At 65.2% G+C, this 17,931-nt stretch carries 19 protein-coding genes; 8 read left to right on the top strand and 11 right to left on the bottom strand.

From position 1 onward, the window contains the following. Window positions 1-2 precede the first annotated feature (2 nt). The gene (locus AC07Y0_RS05630) at window positions 3-983 is read left to right on the top strand and encodes an NAD-dependent epimerase/dehydratase family protein (RefSeq protein WP_498675345.1); all 981 of its coding nucleotides are present in this window, start codon (window positions 3-5) and stop codon (window positions 981-983) included. A gap of 29 nt (window positions 984-1,012) precedes the next feature. Here AC07Y0_RS05630 and AC07Y0_RS05635 read toward each other — a convergent pair whose 3' ends face one another. From AC07Y0_RS05635 to AC07Y0_RS05645, 3 genes are all read right to left on the bottom strand, one after another. Then, entirely contained in the window at window positions 1,013-1,423 is a 411-nt protein-coding gene (locus AC07Y0_RS05635) for a hypothetical protein (RefSeq protein WP_498675346.1), read from the bottom strand. Window positions 1,424-1,431: 8 nt separating this feature from the next. Then, complete coding sequence (locus AC07Y0_RS05640) at window positions 1,432-2,301, bottom strand: TIGR02587 family membrane protein (RefSeq protein WP_498675348.1); 870 nt, start codon at window positions 2,299-2,301, stop codon at window positions 1,432-1,434. Window positions 2,302-2,636: 335 nt separating this feature from the next. Then, window positions 2,637-4,721 carry a DEAD/DEAH box helicase gene (locus AC07Y0_RS05645; RefSeq protein WP_498675351.1) on the bottom strand — a complete coding sequence of 695 codons (2,085 nt, stop codon included), beginning with the start codon at window positions 4,719-4,721 and terminating at the stop codon, window positions 2,637-2,639. 257 nt (window positions 4,722-4,978) lie between these two features. On the opposite strand from AC07Y0_RS05645, the gene AC07Y0_RS05650 reads away from it, so the two are divergent. Beyond that, window positions 4,979-5,590: a 3'-5' exonuclease gene (locus AC07Y0_RS05650; protein ID WP_498675354.1), complete on the top strand. Its 612-nt coding sequence runs from the start codon at window positions 4,979-4,981 to the stop codon at window positions 5,588-5,590. A 49-nt stretch (window positions 5,591-5,639) separates the two neighbouring features. Beyond that, window positions 5,640-6,128 carry a CreA family protein gene (locus AC07Y0_RS05655; protein ID WP_498675356.1) on the top strand — a complete coding sequence of 163 codons (489 nt, stop codon included), beginning with the start codon at window positions 5,640-5,642 and terminating at the stop codon, window positions 6,126-6,128. Window positions 6,129-6,630: 502 nt separating this feature from the next. Here the strand turns inward: AC07Y0_RS05655 and AC07Y0_RS05660 are convergent. The 3 genes from AC07Y0_RS05660 to AC07Y0_RS05670 form a co-directional block, all read right to left on the bottom strand. Next, window positions 6,631-7,095 (bottom strand): chemotaxis protein CheW, encoded by a 465-nt coding sequence (locus tag AC07Y0_RS05660; protein WP_028735539.1) that lies wholly within the window; start codon window positions 7,093-7,095, stop codon window positions 6,631-6,633. Window positions 7,096-7,097: 2 nt separating this feature from the next. Further along, window positions 7,098-9,068, bottom strand: a complete 1,971-nt coding sequence (locus AC07Y0_RS05665; RefSeq protein ID WP_498675358.1) for a methyl-accepting chemotaxis protein — start codon at window positions 9,066-9,068, stop codon at window positions 7,098-7,100. Between the two features lie 237 nt (window positions 9,069-9,305). Then, on the bottom strand, window positions 9,306-10,094 hold the full coding sequence (locus AC07Y0_RS05670) for a DUF2189 domain-containing protein (RefSeq protein WP_498675360.1): 789 nt from the start codon (window positions 10,092-10,094) through the stop codon (window positions 9,306-9,308). A gap of 141 nt (window positions 10,095-10,235) precedes the next feature. Between AC07Y0_RS05670 and AC07Y0_RS05675 the strand changes: the two genes are divergently transcribed. The 3 genes from AC07Y0_RS05675 (at window position 10,236) to AC07Y0_RS05685 (ending at window position 12,146) form a co-directional block, all read left to right on the top strand. Continuing rightward, a complete protein-coding gene (locus AC07Y0_RS05675) occupies window positions 10,236-10,394 on the top strand; it encodes a hypothetical protein (RefSeq protein ID WP_498675362.1) in 159 nt (52 codons plus the stop codon). A 136-nt stretch (window positions 10,395-10,530) separates the two neighbouring features. Next, window positions 10,531-11,130, top strand: coding sequence for an SCO family protein (locus tag AC07Y0_RS05680; RefSeq protein WP_498675363.1), 600 nt, complete (start codon window positions 10,531-10,533; stop codon window positions 11,128-11,130). Between the two features lie 125 nt (window positions 11,131-11,255). Then, the gene (locus AC07Y0_RS05685) at window positions 11,256-12,146 is read left to right on the top strand and encodes a 50S ribosomal protein L11 methyltransferase (RefSeq protein WP_498675365.1); all 891 of its coding nucleotides are present in this window, start codon (window positions 11,256-11,258) and stop codon (window positions 12,144-12,146) included. A gap of 199 nt (window positions 12,147-12,345) precedes the next feature. Here the strand turns inward: AC07Y0_RS05685 and AC07Y0_RS05690 are convergent, their stop codons facing one another. Next, window positions 12,346-12,519, bottom strand: coding sequence for a hypothetical protein (locus tag AC07Y0_RS05690; protein ID WP_498675367.1), 174 nt, complete (start codon window positions 12,517-12,519; stop codon window positions 12,346-12,348). Between the two features lie 296 nt (window positions 12,520-12,815). Between AC07Y0_RS05690 and AC07Y0_RS05695 the strand changes: the two genes are divergently transcribed. After that, the gene (locus AC07Y0_RS05695; RefSeq protein ID WP_498675369.1) at window positions 12,816-14,663 is read left to right on the top strand and encodes an aminopeptidase P family protein; all 1,848 of its coding nucleotides are present in this window, start codon (window positions 12,816-12,818) and stop codon (window positions 14,661-14,663) included. On the opposite strand, the gene AC07Y0_RS05700 is transcribed toward AC07Y0_RS05695, so the two are convergent. Together AC07Y0_RS05700 and AC07Y0_RS05705 are read right to left on the bottom strand one after the other, a co-directional pair. Further along, window positions 14,641-14,952, bottom strand: coding sequence for an AzlD family protein (locus AC07Y0_RS05700; RefSeq protein ID WP_498675370.1), 312 nt, complete (start codon window positions 14,950-14,952; stop codon window positions 14,641-14,643). The two genes, AC07Y0_RS05695 and AC07Y0_RS05700, sit on opposite strands and share 23 nt — an antisense overlap. Then, a complete protein-coding gene (locus AC07Y0_RS05705) occupies window positions 14,949-15,662 on the bottom strand; it encodes an AzlC family ABC transporter permease (RefSeq protein WP_498675371.1) in 714 nt (237 codons plus the stop codon). Before AC07Y0_RS05705 ends, AC07Y0_RS05700 begins: the two co-directional genes overlap by 4 nt. Before the next feature lie 250 nt (window positions 15,663-15,912). Here AC07Y0_RS05705 and AC07Y0_RS05710 point away from each other — a divergent pair, with 250 nt between their 5' ends. Continuing rightward, window positions 15,913-16,161, top strand: coding sequence for a DUF2164 domain-containing protein (locus tag AC07Y0_RS05710; protein WP_498675373.1), 249 nt, complete (start codon window positions 15,913-15,915; stop codon window positions 16,159-16,161). Window positions 16,162-16,194: 33 nt separating this feature from the next. Here AC07Y0_RS05710 and panB read toward each other — a convergent pair whose 3' ends face one another. Together panB and panC are read right to left on the bottom strand one after the other, a co-directional pair. Further along, window positions 16,195-17,022, bottom strand: a complete 828-nt coding sequence (gene panB, locus AC07Y0_RS05715; protein ID WP_498675375.1) for a 3-methyl-2-oxobutanoate hydroxymethyltransferase — start codon at window positions 17,020-17,022, stop codon at window positions 16,195-16,197. A 1-nt stretch (window position 17,023) separates the two neighbouring features. Then, window positions 17,024-17,896 (bottom strand): pantoate--beta-alanine ligase, encoded by an 873-nt coding sequence (gene panC / locus AC07Y0_RS05720; protein WP_498675376.1) that lies wholly within the window; start codon window positions 17,894-17,896, stop codon window positions 17,024-17,026. Between the last annotated feature and the right edge of the window lie 35 nt (window positions 17,897-17,931).

Raw genomic sequence — 17,931 nt, forward strand, 5'->3', positions numbered from 1 at the left:
CCATGGCGAGGGCATTGGTGACCGGCGGCGCCGGCTTCGTGGGGCGTCATATCTGCGCACGTCTGCTGTCGGAGGGGCTCGATGTCGTCTGCGTCGACGGGCTGGTCCAGGGGACCGGCGCTCTCGCGCCAGAGCACTGGCCGGTGCCGCCCAAGGGCCAATTCACCTTCGTGCCGATGGATTGCCGCGACTATTTCGCCCGCTCGGCGGAGCGTTTCGACTATGTCTACCACCTGGCCGCGGTGGTCGGCGGGCGCATCATGTTGGAAACCCAGGCGCTCTGCGTCGCCGAGGATCTCGCCGTCGATTCGCTGATGTGGAAGTGGGCGGTCGAGACGCGCCCGGGCACGGTCGTGTACTCCAGTTCCAGTGCGGCCTATCCGGTCGCCCTCCAGGGGCCTCTCGGCCATGTCCTGCTCCGCGAGGACATGATTTCGTTCGAGGCGGGTCTTGGCGTTCCCGACCTCAGCTATGGTTGGGCCAAGCTCACCGGTGAGTTCCTGATGAAGCTCTATGTCGAGCGATATGGCGGCCGGGCCGTGGCCTATCGTCCCTTTTCCGGATATGGCGAGGATCAGGACCTCGCCTATCCCTTCCCGGCGATCTGCCGACGCCTGATGGCCGAGGCCGGGCGGGCGGAGGTGGCGGTCTGGGGATCCGGGCGCCAATGCCGCGACTTCATCCACATCTCCGACTGCGTCGATTTCATCTGGCGCACCGTCGACCGTCTGCCGGCGGGGGTAAGCCTCAACCTGTCGACCGGCATCGCCACCCCCTTCATCGACCTTGCCGAGATGATCGCCGGGCAGATCGGCTGGCAGCCTCGGGTGCGCGGCCAGTCCGACAAGCCGGAGGGCGTCTTCTACCGTTGCGGCGATACGGCGATGCAGGCCTCTTTCGGGTTGAAGCCCCAGGTCACGCTGGACGAGGGCGTCGCCCGGATGCTGGATCACCTGGAGTTTTCCGCCGGCTGCGCCGCCTGAAGCGTGGCGGGCGACCACAAAGGGTGCCTTCAAGGGTCGGTGAAGCTGGTGGCACGCAGCCGCATTTCGGCGGTCGCCGGATCGTGGACGAAGAGCATCGCCCCGCTTGCCGTCGATTCCGCCGGCACGTAGTCGAACATCACCTCGATCGCCTCGATCGGCAGGCCCTCCCTGATCAGTTCGCCACGCACCGTAACGCTGGAAGCCGTGCTGTTGGCGCTGTTGGTGACATCGAAGGAAACGCGAAAGCCCCGCGATGCCTGTTCGGTGTCGGTGACCTGGACGGAGAGATCCGGCGGTTCGCTCACTTCGCGCAGAGCCTTCCAGCCGAGCCAGCCGATCAATGCCAGGACGAGGCCCGCTGAAACGAGGCCGGTCAGCCATTCCAGCCAGTGCGGATCGTCGGCTTCGGTATGCCTGCGGCTGTGCGAAGGGCTCATGGAATACCTCACAGGATGAGACGCGCCGCAGCGGCGCCGATGGCGGCGGGGAAGGCGAGCACGATCATGGCGAAGACCAGCGGCGTCAGTGCCGTGCCGTCGACCTGCTCGAAGATCCACAGCATGAACAGGCTGATCGACAGCGCGATGACGTAGCCGGGCAGGGTGAAGCGGATCAGCGCGTGCCACCAGGGTGTGTCGGGCGAAAGCTCGTGGCCGCCTTCGAAGGATACGGCGTAGACGAAGCCGTGCATCAGCGCGATCGACAGCATGATGGTCGCCAGCGCATACCAGGGGGTCATCTTGTAGGAGAGCAGGATCATCTCCTCGGTCGGCGCGACGTTCAGCGACAGGAAGAGCGCGCCGACCACCATCAGGAACAGCTCGCCGAAATAGGAGGTGCGGCGCTGGCGCGGCTCGGGTCCCTCGCAGTCGGCGTCCTCGTCGCGCGTCAGCTGGCTGCGGCCGAGCATGGCGCCGATGCTGGCCGGCACGGCCTGGATGGCGATCTTGCCGATCACCTCGCTCCACGGCATATCGAGGTTCAGCAGGCCGAACAGGAACAGGATCGCCGCGCTCGCCGCAATCCCGATGCCATAGGCGACGATCGCGTCGCGCACGTCTTCGCGCCAGTCGAAGGTTTCCTCGAAGCCGATGCGATGCGACAGGATGACCAGCAGGGGCAGGTCGAGGACCGTCAGGAACAGCAGTTTTTCGCGGGCGATATGGAAACCGAGCTGCCACATTTCCATGGTCATCAGCATGGGGAGGGAGAAGAGGAGCGCCCCGGCGAGCCCACGCCCCATGCCGGCGAGGAAGGCCGATCTCGCCTTTCGCCGCTGGTCCAGCGCATGACCCCGCACTGCAAAATCCGACATACCGCCCCCGCTCCATTCCTGCGCGCTCGACAACGCGGAGGCGGGACAATTGTTCCCTCGCCGCCCGTGCCATCCTTGTCGCCTCGTCGACGACGGGGCGGGGCCGGCCAGGCCATGGGGGCACGGCAGAAAAGGGTCGGCACGGGATTCCCTCTCCCCGCCTGCGGGGGTCCGAAGGACGGGGCGAGACACGCGGCTCGACCCCGGTCGGGCCAGGGTGAGGGGCAAAGGCCACGATCGAAACCGGTGCCTGGCGGAGCGGGCGAGGCGGCAAATGCAAAGGCCCGCGCATCGGAATACGCGGGCCTTTGCGTAACATTGCGTTCGAGCGGGGATCAGCCCTTGGGCTTGAAGCTCTTCTTCTTCGGACCCGATGCCGGGCCGCGATCGTCGAACTTGCCCTTCGGCTTGCCGGCATAGGCTGGTTTGTCGGCCTTGCCCGCATAGGCGGGCTTGTCGCCCTTCGGCTTGCCGGCCCAGTCGGGCTTTGCGGGTTTGTCATAGGCGTTCGAGGCGCCTTTCGGCTTCTTCTTGAAGGCAGGCTTGTCGCTGCTCCAGTCGTCGCGTGCAGGCTTGGCCGGCGCTGCACCCCAGACCTCGGCATCGGCCTGGGCCAGGTCGTCCGGCACGCTGCGTGCCGGCGAAGCGGCGCGCTTGTCGGCCCACGGCTTCCTGTCGCCCTGCGGCCTGGCGTCGTCGTAGGGCTTCTTGCCTTCGTAGGGCTTCTTCTCGGCAAAGGGTTTTGCGTCGCGCACCGGACGCTCCTTCGGCGGCGCGCTGAAGTCCGGCGTGCCGTCCAGGCGCTTGACGATGATGCCGCGCTCCAGTGTCTTGTTCGGGCCGATCGCTTCGACGAAACCCTCGACGCCGCTCTCGGCGATCTCCACGAAGGTCTCTTCCGGCTGCATCTTGATCGCGCCGATCACCGCCTTGGTGATGTTGCCGTTGCGGCAGAGCATGGGGATCAGCCAGCGCGGCTCGGCGCTCTGGCGGCGGCCGACGGAGAGCGAGAACCAGGTGCTGGCGCCGAAATCCGAGCGCGGCTTGGTCGCCGGGCTCGAGGGGTTGGCATAGTCCGGCTCGCGGCGCTTAGCGCCGGCGTCGAGGCTGACCGGGATCAGGTCTTCGGGGGCCGAGCGATTGCCGCGCTGCAGGCGCAGGAAGGCGGCGGCCACCTGTTCGGCTCCGTGGGTCGCCAGCAGGGTGGCGATGAACGGGGCTTCGTCCTCGTTGATCTTTTCCGACAGGGCCGGATCGGCGAGCAGCCGCTCGTCGTCGCGGGCCAGAACGTCGTCGGCCGAGGGCGGCAGGACCCAGGTCGGCTGCACATTGGCGCCGGCGAGCAGGCGCTCGGCCTTGCGTCGGGCGCTCATCGGCACGATCAGCGCCGAGACGCCCTTGTTGCCGGCGCGGCCGGTGCGGCCCGAACGGTGGAGCAGCGTGTCCGAATTGGTCGGCAGGTCGGCATGGATGACCAGTTCCAGACCGGGCAGGTCGATGCCACGGGCGGCGACGTCGGTGGCGATGCAGACGCGGGCCCGGCCATCGCGCATGGCCTGCAACGCATGGGTGCGCTCGTTCTGCGACAGCTCGCCGGACAGCGCCACGACCGAGAAGCCGCGATTGTGCAGCCGGGCCGTCAGGTGGTTGACGGCGGCGCGGGTCGAGCAGAAGACGATGGCGTTCCGGGCTTCGTAGAAGCGCAGAACGTTGATGATGGCGTTCTCGCGGTCGGGATTGGCGACGGTCAGCGCGCGGTATTCGATGTCGACATGCTGCTTCTTTTCCGACACCGTCTCGATGCGCTTGGCATTGCGCTGGTAGCTCTTGGCCAGGTCGGCGATCGAGCGCGGCACGGTGGCCGAGAACATCAGCGTGCGGCGGTCGTCGGGTGCGGCATCGAGGATGAATTCGAGATCCTCGCGGAAGCCGAGATCGAGCATTTCGTCGGCCTCGTCCAGCACGACGGCGCGCAGCCCCGAGAGGTCGAGCGCGCGGCGGGTGATGTGGTCGCGCAGGCGGCCCGGCGTGCCGACGACGATGTGGGCGCCGCGTTCGAGCGCCCGGCGCTCGTTGCGCACGTCCATGCCGCCAACGCAGGAGGCGATCACCGCGCCCGTCTTCTCATAGAGCCATTCCAGTTCGCGCATGACCTGCATGGCAAGCTCACGGGTCGGCGCGATGGCGAGAGCCAGCGGCGCCCCGGCGCGGCCGAAGCGGTTTTCGCCGGCGAGAAGCGTCGGCGCGATGGCGAGGCCGAAAGCGACCGTCTTGCCCGACCCGGTCTGGGCCGAGACCAGCGCGTCGGCGCCTTCGAGTTCCGGGTCGAGCATGGCCTGCTGCACCGGGGTCAGCGTCGCATAGCCGCGCTTGGACAATGCCTCTGCGATCGGCGCTACGATGCCGTTGAATTCTGTCATGGAATAGGTCTTTCGAAATGGGTGTGTGGAGCGGGCCAATGCACCGCGCCCGCCGATTGCGGGTATGTTTGGGGCGTTCCTACCCGGCTAACGCCGAAATGTATAGGGGGAGGGCCGAAAAAGGCGAGAAATGCGGGCGAAGCCCGGGTGTCGAAAGCCGGCCGCCGGGCCATGCTGCGGGGATATGTCGTATTTGCTTCGCCTGGGCGTAAGCCGTATGACCGGACAGCGCCAACGAATCCGAAGAGTCGTTTCCCTTGAAAACCATCGCCATCGATTTCGAAACAGCGAGCGAAGAGCGCGGCAGCGCCTGTTCGGTCGGGCTCGCCTGGATCGAGGGCGGCGAAGTGGTGCGCGTCGAAGAGCGGCTGATCCGGCCGAAGTCCATGCGGTTCTCGCCGTTCAACATCGCCATTCACGGCATCCGGCCGGAGCATGTCGAGGATGCGGCTGAGTTTCCCGAAGTGATGGACGAATTCGCCGAGGATTTCTCAGGTTCGATGATGATCGCCCACAATGCCGCCTTCGACTTCTCGGTCTGGCGCTCCGCCCTCGATGCCTATCGCCAGCCCTATCCGGAACTGTCCTATCTGTGCAGCGTCAAGATGGCCCAGCGCATGTGGCCGCAGCTCGGCTCGCATCGTCTGAACAGCCTCGCCGCCCATCTTGGGCTCACCTTCATGCATCACAATGCGGCGGACGATGCCCGGGTCTGTGCGCTTGCCTCGATCGCCATGATGCGCGAGGCTGGTGCCGCCCATATGGCGGAGCTGCCGGCGCGGATCGGGATCTCCGCCGGCCGGCTCTACCGCGGCGGCTACGACGCCTGCTCGGTGCGCCGCATGGCCCGGCGCGAGCCGGCCTTGTAAGGCGGCCTGCCGCCCTTATCTAGTTTGCAGTCATCCCTGGAGATTTGCCATGTCGATCCGATCCCTGCTCTTGTCCGCCACGGTCGCTCTTTCAGCCCTCGCCAACCCGGCCGCTGCCGAGGTCGTGGGGGAGGTCGGTGTCGACTGGGTCGGCAACGACATCATCGTCGAGGCGGTCACCGATCCGAAGATCAAGGGCATCACCTGCCACGTCACCTATTTCGACCGTTCGATCATCGACCGGCTGTCGAAGGGCAACTGGTTCGAGGATCCGTCGAACAATTCGATCGCCTGCCGCCAGACCGGGCCGATCGAGATCGGCGACATCGATCTGTCGAAGGAGGGCGAGGAAGTGTTCCGCGAGGGCATGTCGCTGATCTGGAAGCAACTGGTCGTCAATCGCATCTACGACAAGGCCAACGACACGCTGATCTACCTGATTCACTCGCGCCAGGTCGTCGACGGCTCAGCCAAGATGGCGATCTCGACGGTGCCGCTGTTCGGCCAGCCGGTCAACTGGGTGAACGGCAAGCCGTAAGCCGGCCGGGTACGCCGGATGGTTGTATGGCCGGGTCCGGCGGCATGGTTGCTCTTTGGCCCAAAATTGGTCAGTCCGGAACGGCCCAATGTTCATTTTTTCGCGCCATGTCACTTTCGCTGCCCGCCAAAGTTTGGCAAACTTCAAATGGACATCGGTACGCGGCACATCACCCCAAGTTGTTCGCTTGCTGTTCATGTCTTGCCATGCGAGGGGTTGCAGCCTCGAATTCGAACAAAGTTGCGCTCCGATCTCTTTCGAGTTCGGAGCGCAATTCGTTTCGGCTGGATGTTGTCCCTGACGGACATGGACGATACCGGCGGCGTCGATGGCCTGAATGTCCGAATGATATGAAGAGGGCGTCGTTTTATGGGCTTTGGCGCGGCGGAAAGTTTGCCGCGCGCGGCAGCCTGTCTTTGCCGGATGCACAAAAACGGCCCCTAACCCCGCGGCAAGCGGGGTTAGGGGTGGGAAGATCCGAAATACTCAGGCGATCAGGCGATCAGGCGGCCTGGGCGAGCTCGTCGGCGATGACTGTGTCGAGATTGAGGAAGCAGACCATCGACTTCTCCAGGGCGACGATGCCGCGGCAGAAGGCGCGCTGTTCCTCGGGAATGATCTCCGGTGCGGGCTGCAGGTCTTCGCCCTTGATGGTCATCATGTCGGAGACCTGTTCGACCAGCAGGCCGACCAGCTTGCCGGCGATGTCGGTGACGATGATGGCGGCGCGCTCCGACGGTTCGGTCATCTTCATGCCGAGGCGGCAGGCCATGTCGATGACCGGGATTACGGCGCCGCGCAGGTTGATGAGGCCGAGCACGTAGGGCGGGGTATGCGGCATCGGGGTCACCGGCGCCCAGCCGCGGATTTCGCGGATCGCCATGATGTCGATGCAGAATTCCTGTTCGGCGAGATGAAAGGACACGATCTCGAGATAGGCGCCGGACTGCTTGATTGCATTGCTCATTTTCAAAACTCTTCCCAGTTTTCGGCTGCGGCGCTCTGGCTTGCGACGCGGGCGACAGCGCTTCGGTTGAATGTTCCCGCGACCTTGCCGATCAGGCTCTTCGCGGGGGACGGCTTTGGCAGCGAGACGGCGGTGGCCGCCTGCGGCTGAGCGGGGGCGGCATAGGCGCTCCCGGTCATCCTGAACTGGCCGACGAGACGCGAGAGATTCTCCGCGTCGCCGGCAAGGGTATGGCTGGCCGCATTGGTCTGTTCGACCATGGCGGCATTCTGTTGCGTGACCTGGTCCATCTGACCGACGGCCGAGTTGATCTCGCTGAGGCCCACAGACTGCTCGCGGGCCGAGGTGACGATCGACTTCACATGCTCGTTGATGCGCAGCACGTCCTCGCCGATGCGGTGCAATGCCTCGCCGGCCGCGGTGACGAGTTCGACGCCGGTCTTCACTTCGGCGCTGGAGCGCCCGACCAGGGTCTTGATGTCGCGGGCAGCCTCGGCGGCGCGGCCGGCAAGCGCCCGCACTTCCTGGGCGACCACGGCGAAGCCTTTGCCGGCTTCGCCCGCGCGGGCCGCCTCGACGCCGGCATTGAGCGCCAGAAGATTGGTCTGGAAGGCGATCTCGTCGACGACGTTGATGATCTTGCCGATCTCGCCGGTGGCATCCTCGATGCGTTCCATGGCGGCCATGGCGTCGCTGACGACGGAACCGGACTTTTCCGCATAGACCTTGGCGTTATCGACCATGTGGCTCGCCTCTTCGGCGCGCTCGGTGGCGTTGCGCACGGTCGCGGTGATTTCGTCGAGGGCGGCGGAGGTCTCTTCGAGCGATGCCGCCTGCTGTTCGGTGCGGCGGGCGAGATCGTCGGCGGCGCTGCGCATCTGCAGGCCGTTGGCGCGAATGGAACTGCTGTTGGAGGCGATTTCGCCCATGACGCTCTGGAGGCGGTTGGTCGTCTGGTTGAAGTCGGCACGCAACCGTTCGAGGTCGCCGGGGAAGACTTCGGCGATGGTGACCGAGAGATCGCCTTCCGACAGGCGATTGAGGCCGAGGGCCAGCTGGTCGACGGCACGCTTGACGGCGGCATTGTCGGCGGCAAGCGCGGCGGCGCGGGCTTCGCGCTCCTGTTCGTTGCGCCGGCTGGCTTCGGCGGACGAGGATTCCAGTGCGCGCTTCTCGACGGCGGCGTTGCGGAAGATGTCGACGGCGCGGGCCATTTCGCCGATTTCGTCGCGGCGGCCGTTGGCGTCGATCGTGGTATCCAGATCGCCGTCGAGAACGCGCTGCATGGCGGAGCGGACGGCGCGGATGCCGTTGACGATGGCATTGCCGTGCACGGCCTGAAGCAACAGCGTGGTGCACAGCGCGAGCAGACCGAGGCCAAGCTGGATATAGAGGGAGGCGCCTGCTCTGGCGGTCGCGCCTTCGACGCTCGCCTGCATGATCTGGCCGGCAAGCGTGGCGGTCTGGTCGAGCGTGTTCGACAGCCGGTCGCCGGCGCCGTCGATGGCGTCGTCGATGGCTGCATATTCGGCTTCCGGCGCGCCGGTCTCGACCAGGCGCTTCAGGTCCACCTCGATCGCCTTGACGATTTCGGCGAGGTCGGCGTCATAGGTTTCCGCCAGGGCCGGGTTGCCGCCTTCCTGGGCGATGGCCTTCATGACGGGGGCGCCGGCGGAGAGCAAGGTCGCCGCGGATCGGATGGTTTCGGCACGCTCCTTCTGGATGGCGCCTTCGCTGCGATCGATGATGGTGTCCATCGCGGCGAGAACGAGTCGGGAATTGGCGAGCTGCATCTCGTTCAGTTGCTCGACCTGGTGCTGGAGCGCCAGTGCCCGGGTCAGGGCGGTGTCGACCTGTGCGTTCTCGTACCAGCCGACCGCCAGCATCGAGCCGATGCCGAGCGAGGTCGCAGCGCCGAGCGTCATCAGCTTTTGCCGGACCGACAGCCCGCGTCCCGAAATAAAGTCTAGCATGCGCCTCCCCATTGCCCCAGATGCGTCACCGATGGAGCACATCGGCGATCCTGTCTTGCATGCAGAGGCCCGAGGAGAAGAGAACCCGTCCCGGTGGACGTTATGTCCGAATGACCGAACCGGTCATCTCGCGGTCAGATGATCCCAAATAGTGGTTAAGCAACGGATAATATTGCTGGCGAAGTCGCAGCTTCGGTTGAAGATCTGGCGCTTGGAACGCGCCGCCCGGTCCGGTGCTCATGCCGGGGCGATGGCGCGGCGATAGAGGTGCCAGGTCGCGTGGCCGAGCACCGGCAGTGCGACGAACAGGCCGGCGAAGAAGGGCAGCAGGGCAAGGAAGGCGGTTGCGGCGACGATCAGGCCGAAGGTCAGCATGGGCACCGGGTTCTCCACCACGGTGCGGATGCTGGTCAGCATGGCCGTGACGAAATCGATGTCGTGGTCGAGCAGCAGCGGCATGGAGATGACGGTCAGGGAGAAGAGCACGGTGGCGATGATCCCGCCGACGATGGTCCCGACCAGCAGGAAGAGCATGCCTTCGGGCGTGGTCGTCACGACGGTGGCGAAGGCGGCGAGCGAGGCGGGGATCTTGAAGCCGAGGAACAGGGCGAGCAGCAGCCGCACCTGGTAGATCCAGATCCAGAAGATGAAGAGTACGGCGAAGGCCATCCACGAGAGCTGTCTCTCGCGCTGGCGGAAGACTTCGGTGAGAACACCGCGCCAACTGATCGCTTCGCCACGCTCGTGGCGCCGGCTGATTTCGTAGAGGCCGACGGCGACGAAGGGGCCGATCAGCGGGAAGCCGATGGCGACGGGTATGATCATCCACGGCTGGTGGTAGAGGCTCAGCATCACGACGATGAAGAGACCGCCGAGCGCATAGATGCCGCCGAAGAACAGGCCGAACAGTGGGAAACGCCGGAAGTCCCTGACCCCTTCGGCCAGCGCCCCCGTGACGTCCTTCATCTCGAGCCGGTTGATCCGCATCTTCGGCGGCAATGCCGTCTGAATGACCTGTTCTTCCATTCGTTCCTCCCAAAACGTCTGCATCACAATCATAACATGTGAAGGCGGCCATAAGAACTCTCGGTATTGATCGATTTATTTCCCGACGAAGCGCGCGCCTTTCCCCTTTCGCATGGCCGGGCCGCGTATTATGTAAGAGAGATGGATCGCCTCGCGCCAAGACCGCTCAATCACGCCCTGATCGCCGCCCTGATTGCGGGCGCGGCGGCGCTGACCGCCGTCGTCTTTGCCGGCTGGATGCGATTCGGCGCGGATATAGTGCTCACCTATGCCGAGAACGGCCTGTCCTCCTGCTTTTGACGGCCAGAGGGCGGCTCGCCCTGGGACAAATCGGCGCGCTGCGGCGTGCAAACGGCGAGTTGATTTGCACTTCGGCACGGTTCGACGTATCGGCAGGTAACTTTCCTGCCGACGTTCCAAAGGGACCTGACCTTCGATGAAGACTTTGCGCATTCTCCTCTGGGCCGGCGTCGTCGTTTTGGCCGGCGTGCTCGGCTGGCTGACGCTGGCGGTAACCGACACCAAGGACAAGATCGCCGAGGCGCCGTTCGGCGTGCCGTTCCACCTCGTCGACCAGAACGGCAAGCCGATCACCGAGCAGGCCCTCCGCGGCAAGCCGACGGCGCTGTTCTTCGGCTTCACCCATTGCCCGGAAGTCTGCCCGACGACACTGTTCGAGCTCAACGGCTGGCTGACCACGGTCGATCCGGACAAGACCAAGTTGCAGGCCTATTTCGTCACCGTCGACCCGGAGCGCGACACGCCGGAAATGCTCGGCGCCTATATCTCCAACGTCACCGACCGGGTCATCGGCATTGCCGGCGATCCGCAGAAGGTGGGCGAGGTGGTCAAGGGCTTCCGCGTCTATGCCAAGAAGATTCCGCTCGACGACAAGGATCCGAACGGCGACTACACCATGGATCACACCGCCTCGGTCTTCCTGCTCGACAAGGAGGGCCGGTTCGTCGGCACCATCTCCTATGGCGAGAACCCGGACGTGGCGATCAAGAAGCTTGAGAACCTCGCCAAGGGCTGACGCCGGCGCTTGGCCGGGGCCCTCTGCTGTTGCCATCGGCCGCGCCGCGTTGTACCGCAGGCGCAAGCGCCGGGCGGCGCTCCGTCGCCGTCCCGTTCTCTCCCTTTTCGACAGGATGACCGACCGTGAGTGAAATTCGCCTCTTTGTGACGACGACCGAAGCCATGGCGACGGAGATTCTCGATCTCATGACGATCTGCTTCGGCGAAGAGGATCTGGCGATCGCCACGACCGAAGTGGACGAGAAGAACGATGTCTGGGAAGCCTCCGTCTATATGTTGACCGAGGAGGAGGACGAGATCCGCGGGCGTCTCGAAGATCTTTTCGCCGAGACCTTCCCGGGCTTGCCGATCCAGAGGGAGGTGCTGCCCGACATCGACTGGATCGCCAAGTCGCTGGAAGGCCTCAAGCCGGTCCGGGCAGGGCGGTTCATCGTTCATGGCTCGCATGACCGCGACAAGGTTCGGGTCAACGACCTGGCGATCGAGATCGAGGCCGGCCAGGCCTTCGGCACCGGCCACCACGGAACGACGGCCGGTTGCCTGGAAGTGATCGACGAGGTGGTGCGGTCGCGGACCGTGCGCAATGCGCTGGACCTCGGCACCGGCAGCGGCGTTCTGGCGATCGCGGTTCGCAAGCTGAAGCACATTCCGGTGCTGGCGACCGACATCGATCCGATCGCCGTGCGGGTCGCCCGGGAGAACGCCCGCAGCAACGGTCTTGTCGACGGCATCGAGTTCCGCGTTGCGCCTGGCTTCCATTCGACCGCGTTTGGCGAATACGGCCCGTTCGACCTGATCATCGCCAATATTCTCGCCCGCCCGCTGATGAAGATGGCGCCGCAGCTGGCGACGCATCTGGCGCCCGGCGGCTCGGTCATCCTGTCGGGCATTCTTGCCAGCCAGCGCTGGAAGGTGATCGCCGCCTATAACGGCGCGGGCCTGGCCCATGTGCGGACGATCTGGCGCAATGGCTGGGTGACGATCCATCTGCGGCAGGGTCGCGGGCTGTCCTGAGGGTCCGCAATTTCTGCGTTGCACAATTGCGTCAGATGCATGGCGCATCCGACCGACAGAACATGAAAAAGGCGGCATCCGGGGATGCCGCCTTTTTCAGATCAGTCGCCTGATCGGGACCTGCGAGCTTTGGGAGGAGAGCTACAAGCAGGCTAGTGATGTCGTCAAGCCGCCGGTTCCGCCTTTCCGGCGGTTGGGCTCAGAATGCCGAAGCGCGGACGCCCTTGCGGCGCAGCTCTTCGCGGTTGGTGCCCAGCGACTTCAGGGTCTCGTCGTCGAGGTTCATCAGGGCGCCGTTGACGTAGCGGCTGGCCTGCAGTTCGCGGGCGGCGACGAAGCGGTTGAAGGCATTGCGAAAGAAGGAGTTTGCCATTGCCATATTCCTTGCAGGTTGTGACTGCGCTGTTCGATGAGTGGAATATAGGCTCTGCAAACGCTTTGAGTGAGTGGGGTTGCTACATGGGTGTCATGCGTATGGCGCATGGGTAGCGTCCCGACGCAGCATTTGTGCCGAATCTTTGACCGCAAATCTGGCGTCCTTCCGCCTCCATGCTGCATTGCCGCACGATTTCCGGGCAGCAGGTATCGGGCGGCTTTTGCCATGGTGCAGGATCGGTGCCGCTTGCTATAAGGGGCGCTCCAGATTCCAGCCTGAAGAAAGCGGTCGTCATGTTCCAGTCCTTCGATGTCACCTCCACGCCTGAGTTCGGACGCGAGCGGGTGGGGCGGCTTAGGGCGCAATTCGACGCGCTCGGCATCGACGGTTTCCTGGTGACGCGCGCCGACGAATACCAGGGCGAATACGTGCCGGCCTGCGCCGAGCGGCTGTCCTGGCTCACCGGTTTCACCGGCTCGGCCGGGCAGGCGCTGATCACCACGGCAAAGGCGGTCGTCTTCGTCGACGGGCGTTATGTGACGCAGCTCGCCGAGCAGGTCGATCCCGACGTGTTTTCGCCCGGCGATCTGGTGGGCGAGCCGCCGCACAAGTGGATCGTCAAGCACGCGCCCAAGGGCTTCCGGCTCGGCATCGATCCGTGGCTGCACACCAGCCAGGAGGTGGAGCGGCTGGAAAAGGCGCTGGCCAAGCAGGACGGCGCGCTGGTGGTGCTGGGGGCCAATCCGCTCGACGCGATCTGGACGGATCGTCCGGCCGAGCCGCTGGGTCCGGTCGTCATCCAGCCGATCGAATATTCCGGCGTGCTGGCCAAGGACAAGATCGCCCGGATCGCCGCCGACCTCTCCGACAAGCAGATCGACGCCGCGCTGATCACCGATCCCTCGTCGATCGCCTGGATCTTCAACATCCGCGGCAGCGACGTGCCACACACGCCCCATCCCCTGGCCCGTGCCATCATCAAGGCGGACGGCTCGGCCGAGCTCTTCCTCGACAAGCGCAAGACCGGCATCGAGGTCGAGGCCTATCTCGGGCAGATGTGCCGCCAGATCGATCCGCGCATGCTGGTCGCGCATCTGGAGAAGCTTGCCGTCGAGGGCAAGCGCATCCTGGTCGACCCGGAACTTGCGCCCTTCGCCCTGGTCGAACTCATCCGCGGCCATGGCGGGACCGTCGTGACCGGTGCCGATCCGGCAAAGATCGCCCGGGCGGTGAAGAACTCGGTCGAGCTCAACGGCTCGGCCGCCGCCCACCTGCAGGACGGCGCGGCGGTCGTCGAATTCCTCTCCTGGCTGGACGACCAGCATCCGGGCTCGATCACCGAGATCGGTGCGGCCGAGGCGCTGGAGGAGGCGCGCATGCGCGTCGGCGAGCGCATGCAGAACCCGCTCAAGGACATTTCCTTCGACACGATCGCCGGTGCCGGCGAGCACGGGGCGGTGATCCATTACCGCGCCACGACCACGTCCGACCGGCCGATCCATTCGGGTGACCTGTTCCTGATCGACAGCGGCGCGCAATATGTCAACGGCACGACCGACATCACCCGCACGGTGGCGATCGGCGCGGTGTCGGACGAGCAGAAGCGCTTCTTCACCCTGGTGCTGAAGGGCATGATCGCCATCAGCACGGCGCGTTTCCCCAAGGGCACGCGCGGCTGCGACCTCGATCCGCTGGCGCGCATCGCGCTGTGGAAGGCGGGCGCCGACTATGCCCACGGCACGGGCCACGGCGTCGGCTCCTATCTCTCCGTGCATGAGGGGCCGCAGCGCATCAGCCGGCTCGCCACCCAGGAGCTGCTGCCCGGCATGATCCTCTCCAACGAACCCGGCTATTACCGGCCGGGCGCCTTCGGCATCCGCATCGAGAATCTCGTCTATGTGCGCGAGGCCGAGCCTGTGGAAGGCGGCGACATGCCGATGATGAGCTTCGAGACGCTGACCTATGCGCCGATCGACAAGTATCTCGTCGTGACCGACCTGCTGACGCACGAGGAATTGCGCTGGCTCGACGACTATCATGCCAAGACCCGCGACGAGCTGATGCCGCTGATGCACGACGAAAAGGCGAAGGCCTGGCTGGAACGGGCGACCGAGCCGTTCAGCCTATCAGCTGGCGCATGAGCATCACGACGACCCATCCGCCGATCAGCATGGGGATGGAGGAGGCGCCAAGGCCGATCACCAGCGAGACGGCCATGGCGACCTTCACGTCCAGCCCGCCGGAAAAGAGGGCGGGGGCGACCAGCGTGGTCAGGACCGCCGCGGGCACGGCATTGAGGGCCGCATCGACGCGCGGCGGCACGTTCTTCAGCCGGCTCATCAGCAGGTAGCCGCCGATCCGGGTGAGGTAGGTGGCGACCGCGCCGACGAGGATCAGCAGGGTCATGTAGGGGGTGAAGAACTCGCTCATGGCTTGTCCTCCCCTTCGGCGGCAGTTGCGGCTGCGGCCTTGGGCGGCAGCAGGGCTGCCAGGATGACGCCGGCCAGCGCGCCGATGCTGACATGCCAGGGCGAGCCGACCAGTTGCTGGGCAAGGACCGAGACCACCGCGCTGACGAAGACCACGGCGAGGAAGTTCGATCGCCTGCGGAAGCCGAGCACCAGACCCATGAAGTAGATCGGCAAAAGCACGTCGAAACCCCAGGCGGCGGGATTGCCGATGAGCCTGCCGAAGCCGGCGCCGATCGCGCTGACGCCGACCCAGCCGACATAGATCGTCGTGGCAAATCCCATGTACCAGGCAAACGAAACCCTCCTTCCGGTCTCGCCGCGCGTCAGGGTCTGCGCGAATTGCGGATCGGTCAGCAGGAAGAATGACACAGCTTTCTGCAGCGGGGAGAAATGCGCGATGAAGGGCGTGATCGCCGCCGAATAGAGGATGTGGCGGAAGTTGACGGCGAAGATCGACAGCACGATGACCCAGAGCGGCACCGAATGGCCGAACAGCTCGATGCCCACCAGCTGGCTGGCGCCGGCAAAGACGATGGCGCTCATCAGCGTCGCCTCGGCGACGGTCTGGCCGTTGCTGACGGCGATGGCGCCGAACAGGGCGGCGAAGGGAATGGTCGAGACGAGGATCGGCGTGCTGCCGCGCAGGCCCTCGGTAAAGTCGGAATTCATCGGATGTCGCACCTCGTTTGAGGATAGCCCTTAGAGGCAAGCTGCCGTGCGAACAAACGAATAAGCCTGATGGATCGATTGATTCCCCTGACATGTCATCAAGGAGGCCTTCCGCTTCCAAGGCCGTGGCCGTGATGCTCGATCCTTGTGGTTTCGCGCCCCGGCAGACGGAAAACCGCTTCGCACTTTGCCCGGACATGCTTTAGTGTTTTGCCATCTGGACGATGTGGCAACACAAGGGGAATGGCCGGTGCCGAAACTCGATTTCTCCGATGAAGATCAAGCGGCGATCGTCGCTCAGGTGCGGGACTATTTCCTCACCGAATTCGAACTCGACGTCGGCCGGTTCGAGGCCGAGGCCATGCTCGAATTCTTCGCCAAGCAGATCGGCGCGCATTTCTACAATCGCGGGCTCTACGACGCACAGGCGGTGATCACCAACCAGATCGAGGTGATCAACGATGCGATCTACCAGCTGGAGCAGACACCCGGCAAATAGGTCGCCGGGCCATTTCGCGCCCGGTCTCCGGACCTACTTCTTCGGACGGACCTGGAAGGTATGCTCCGGCCCGGGGAAGGTGCGGGCCCTCACTTCCGTCGCATAGTCCTCGGCCGCCCTGGAGATGACCTCGGCCAGTTCGGCGAAATGCTTGACGAAGCGCGGCCTGAAATCGTTGAACAGGCCGAGCATGTCGTCGGAGACCAGGACCTGGCCGTCGCAGGCCGGCGAGGCGCCGATGCCGATGGTGGCGGCCGAAACCGTGCCGGTGATCTCGCGGGCGAGCGGCTCGACCGTTCCCTCGATCACCATGGCGAAGGCGCCCGCCTCGTCGATGGCGCGGGCATCGCGGCGGATCTTGTCGGCTTCCTTGTCGGTATGGCCCTTGGAACGGTAACCGCCCGAGGTGTTGACCTGCTGCGGCATCAGCCCGACATGACCGAAGACCGGTACGCCGCGGGATACGAGGAAGGCGACGGTTTCGGCCATCTCCTCGCCGCCCTCGAGCTTGACGCCGTCGCAGCCGGTTTCCTTCATGATGCGGGCGGCGGTGCGGAAGGCCTGTTCCTTCGATTCCTGGTAGGAGCCGAAGGGCAGGTCGACGATGACGCAGGCGCGGTTGACGCCGCGCATGACGGCCTGGCCATGGGCGATCATCATTTCGACGGTGACGCCGACCGTGGTGTCCATGCCGTAAAGCACCATGCCGAGGCTGTCGCCGACCAGCAACAGGTCGCAATGCGGATCGAACAGGCGCGCCATCGGCGTGGTATAGGCGGTGAGCGAGACGACCGGACGCTGGCCCTTGAGTGCCGTGATGTCGTTCGGGGTCAGCCGCTTCTGGCGGGGCGGGGTGCTCATGTCAGGCGGCCTCCATGCCGTTTTCGGATGCGATGTCGATCACCCGGTTGTCGAGAAGTCTGGTCTGGCCGATGCGCACGAAGAGCAGCAGCAGGACCGGGCCGGCGACGGTGTCGATCTCGGTGAGCGTCTCGGGGTGGCGGAGCGCCACCACCTCGGGGGTGGCCAGCGGCTCGGCGCGGATGAAATCGGCGATCATCTGTTCGAGCCTTGTCGTATCGGCGATGCCGGAGCGGATCAGCCTTGCGGCCTCGTCAAGGGCGCGCGGCACGATCACGGCGGCGGTGCGCTCGGCGGGCGTCAGGTAGACATTGCGCGACGAGCAGGCGAGGCCGTCGGCCTCGCGCACGGTCGGCACGGCCACGATGCGGACCGGCTGGGCGAGGTCGTCCACCATGCGGCGGATGATCGCCACCTGCTGGTAGTCCTTCTCGCCGAAATAGCCGGCGTCGGGCTGGACGATGTTGAAGAGCTTGGTGACGACGGTGGCGACGCCGGCGAAATGGCCGGGGCGGGCGGCGCCTTCGAGTTCCGAGCCGAGTTTCGGCACGTCGACCACCGTTTCCATCGGCCGCGGATACATGTTGGTGACGCCGGGGGCGAAGAGGACATCGACGCCGGCCTCCTCAAGCAGGGCGCTGTCGCGCTCGAGATCGCGCGGATATTTCGCCAGGTCCTCGTTGGCGCCGAATTGCAGCGGGTTGACGAAGATCGACACGACGGTGACGGCGTTTTCCGCTTTGGCCCGGCCGACCAGCGTCAGGTGGCCCTGATGCAGATAGCCCATGGTCGGCACGAAGCCGATCGAGCGGCCCGCCCGCCGGTGAACGGCCAGCCTCTCCCTGAGGTCGGCAATGGTGGTGATGGTCTCCATATCGGTCCTCCGCAATACCTTATGGCGCGCCGGTC

The sequence above is a fragment of the Allorhizobium sp. GW101-3B10 genome (genome assembly GCF_059424725.1).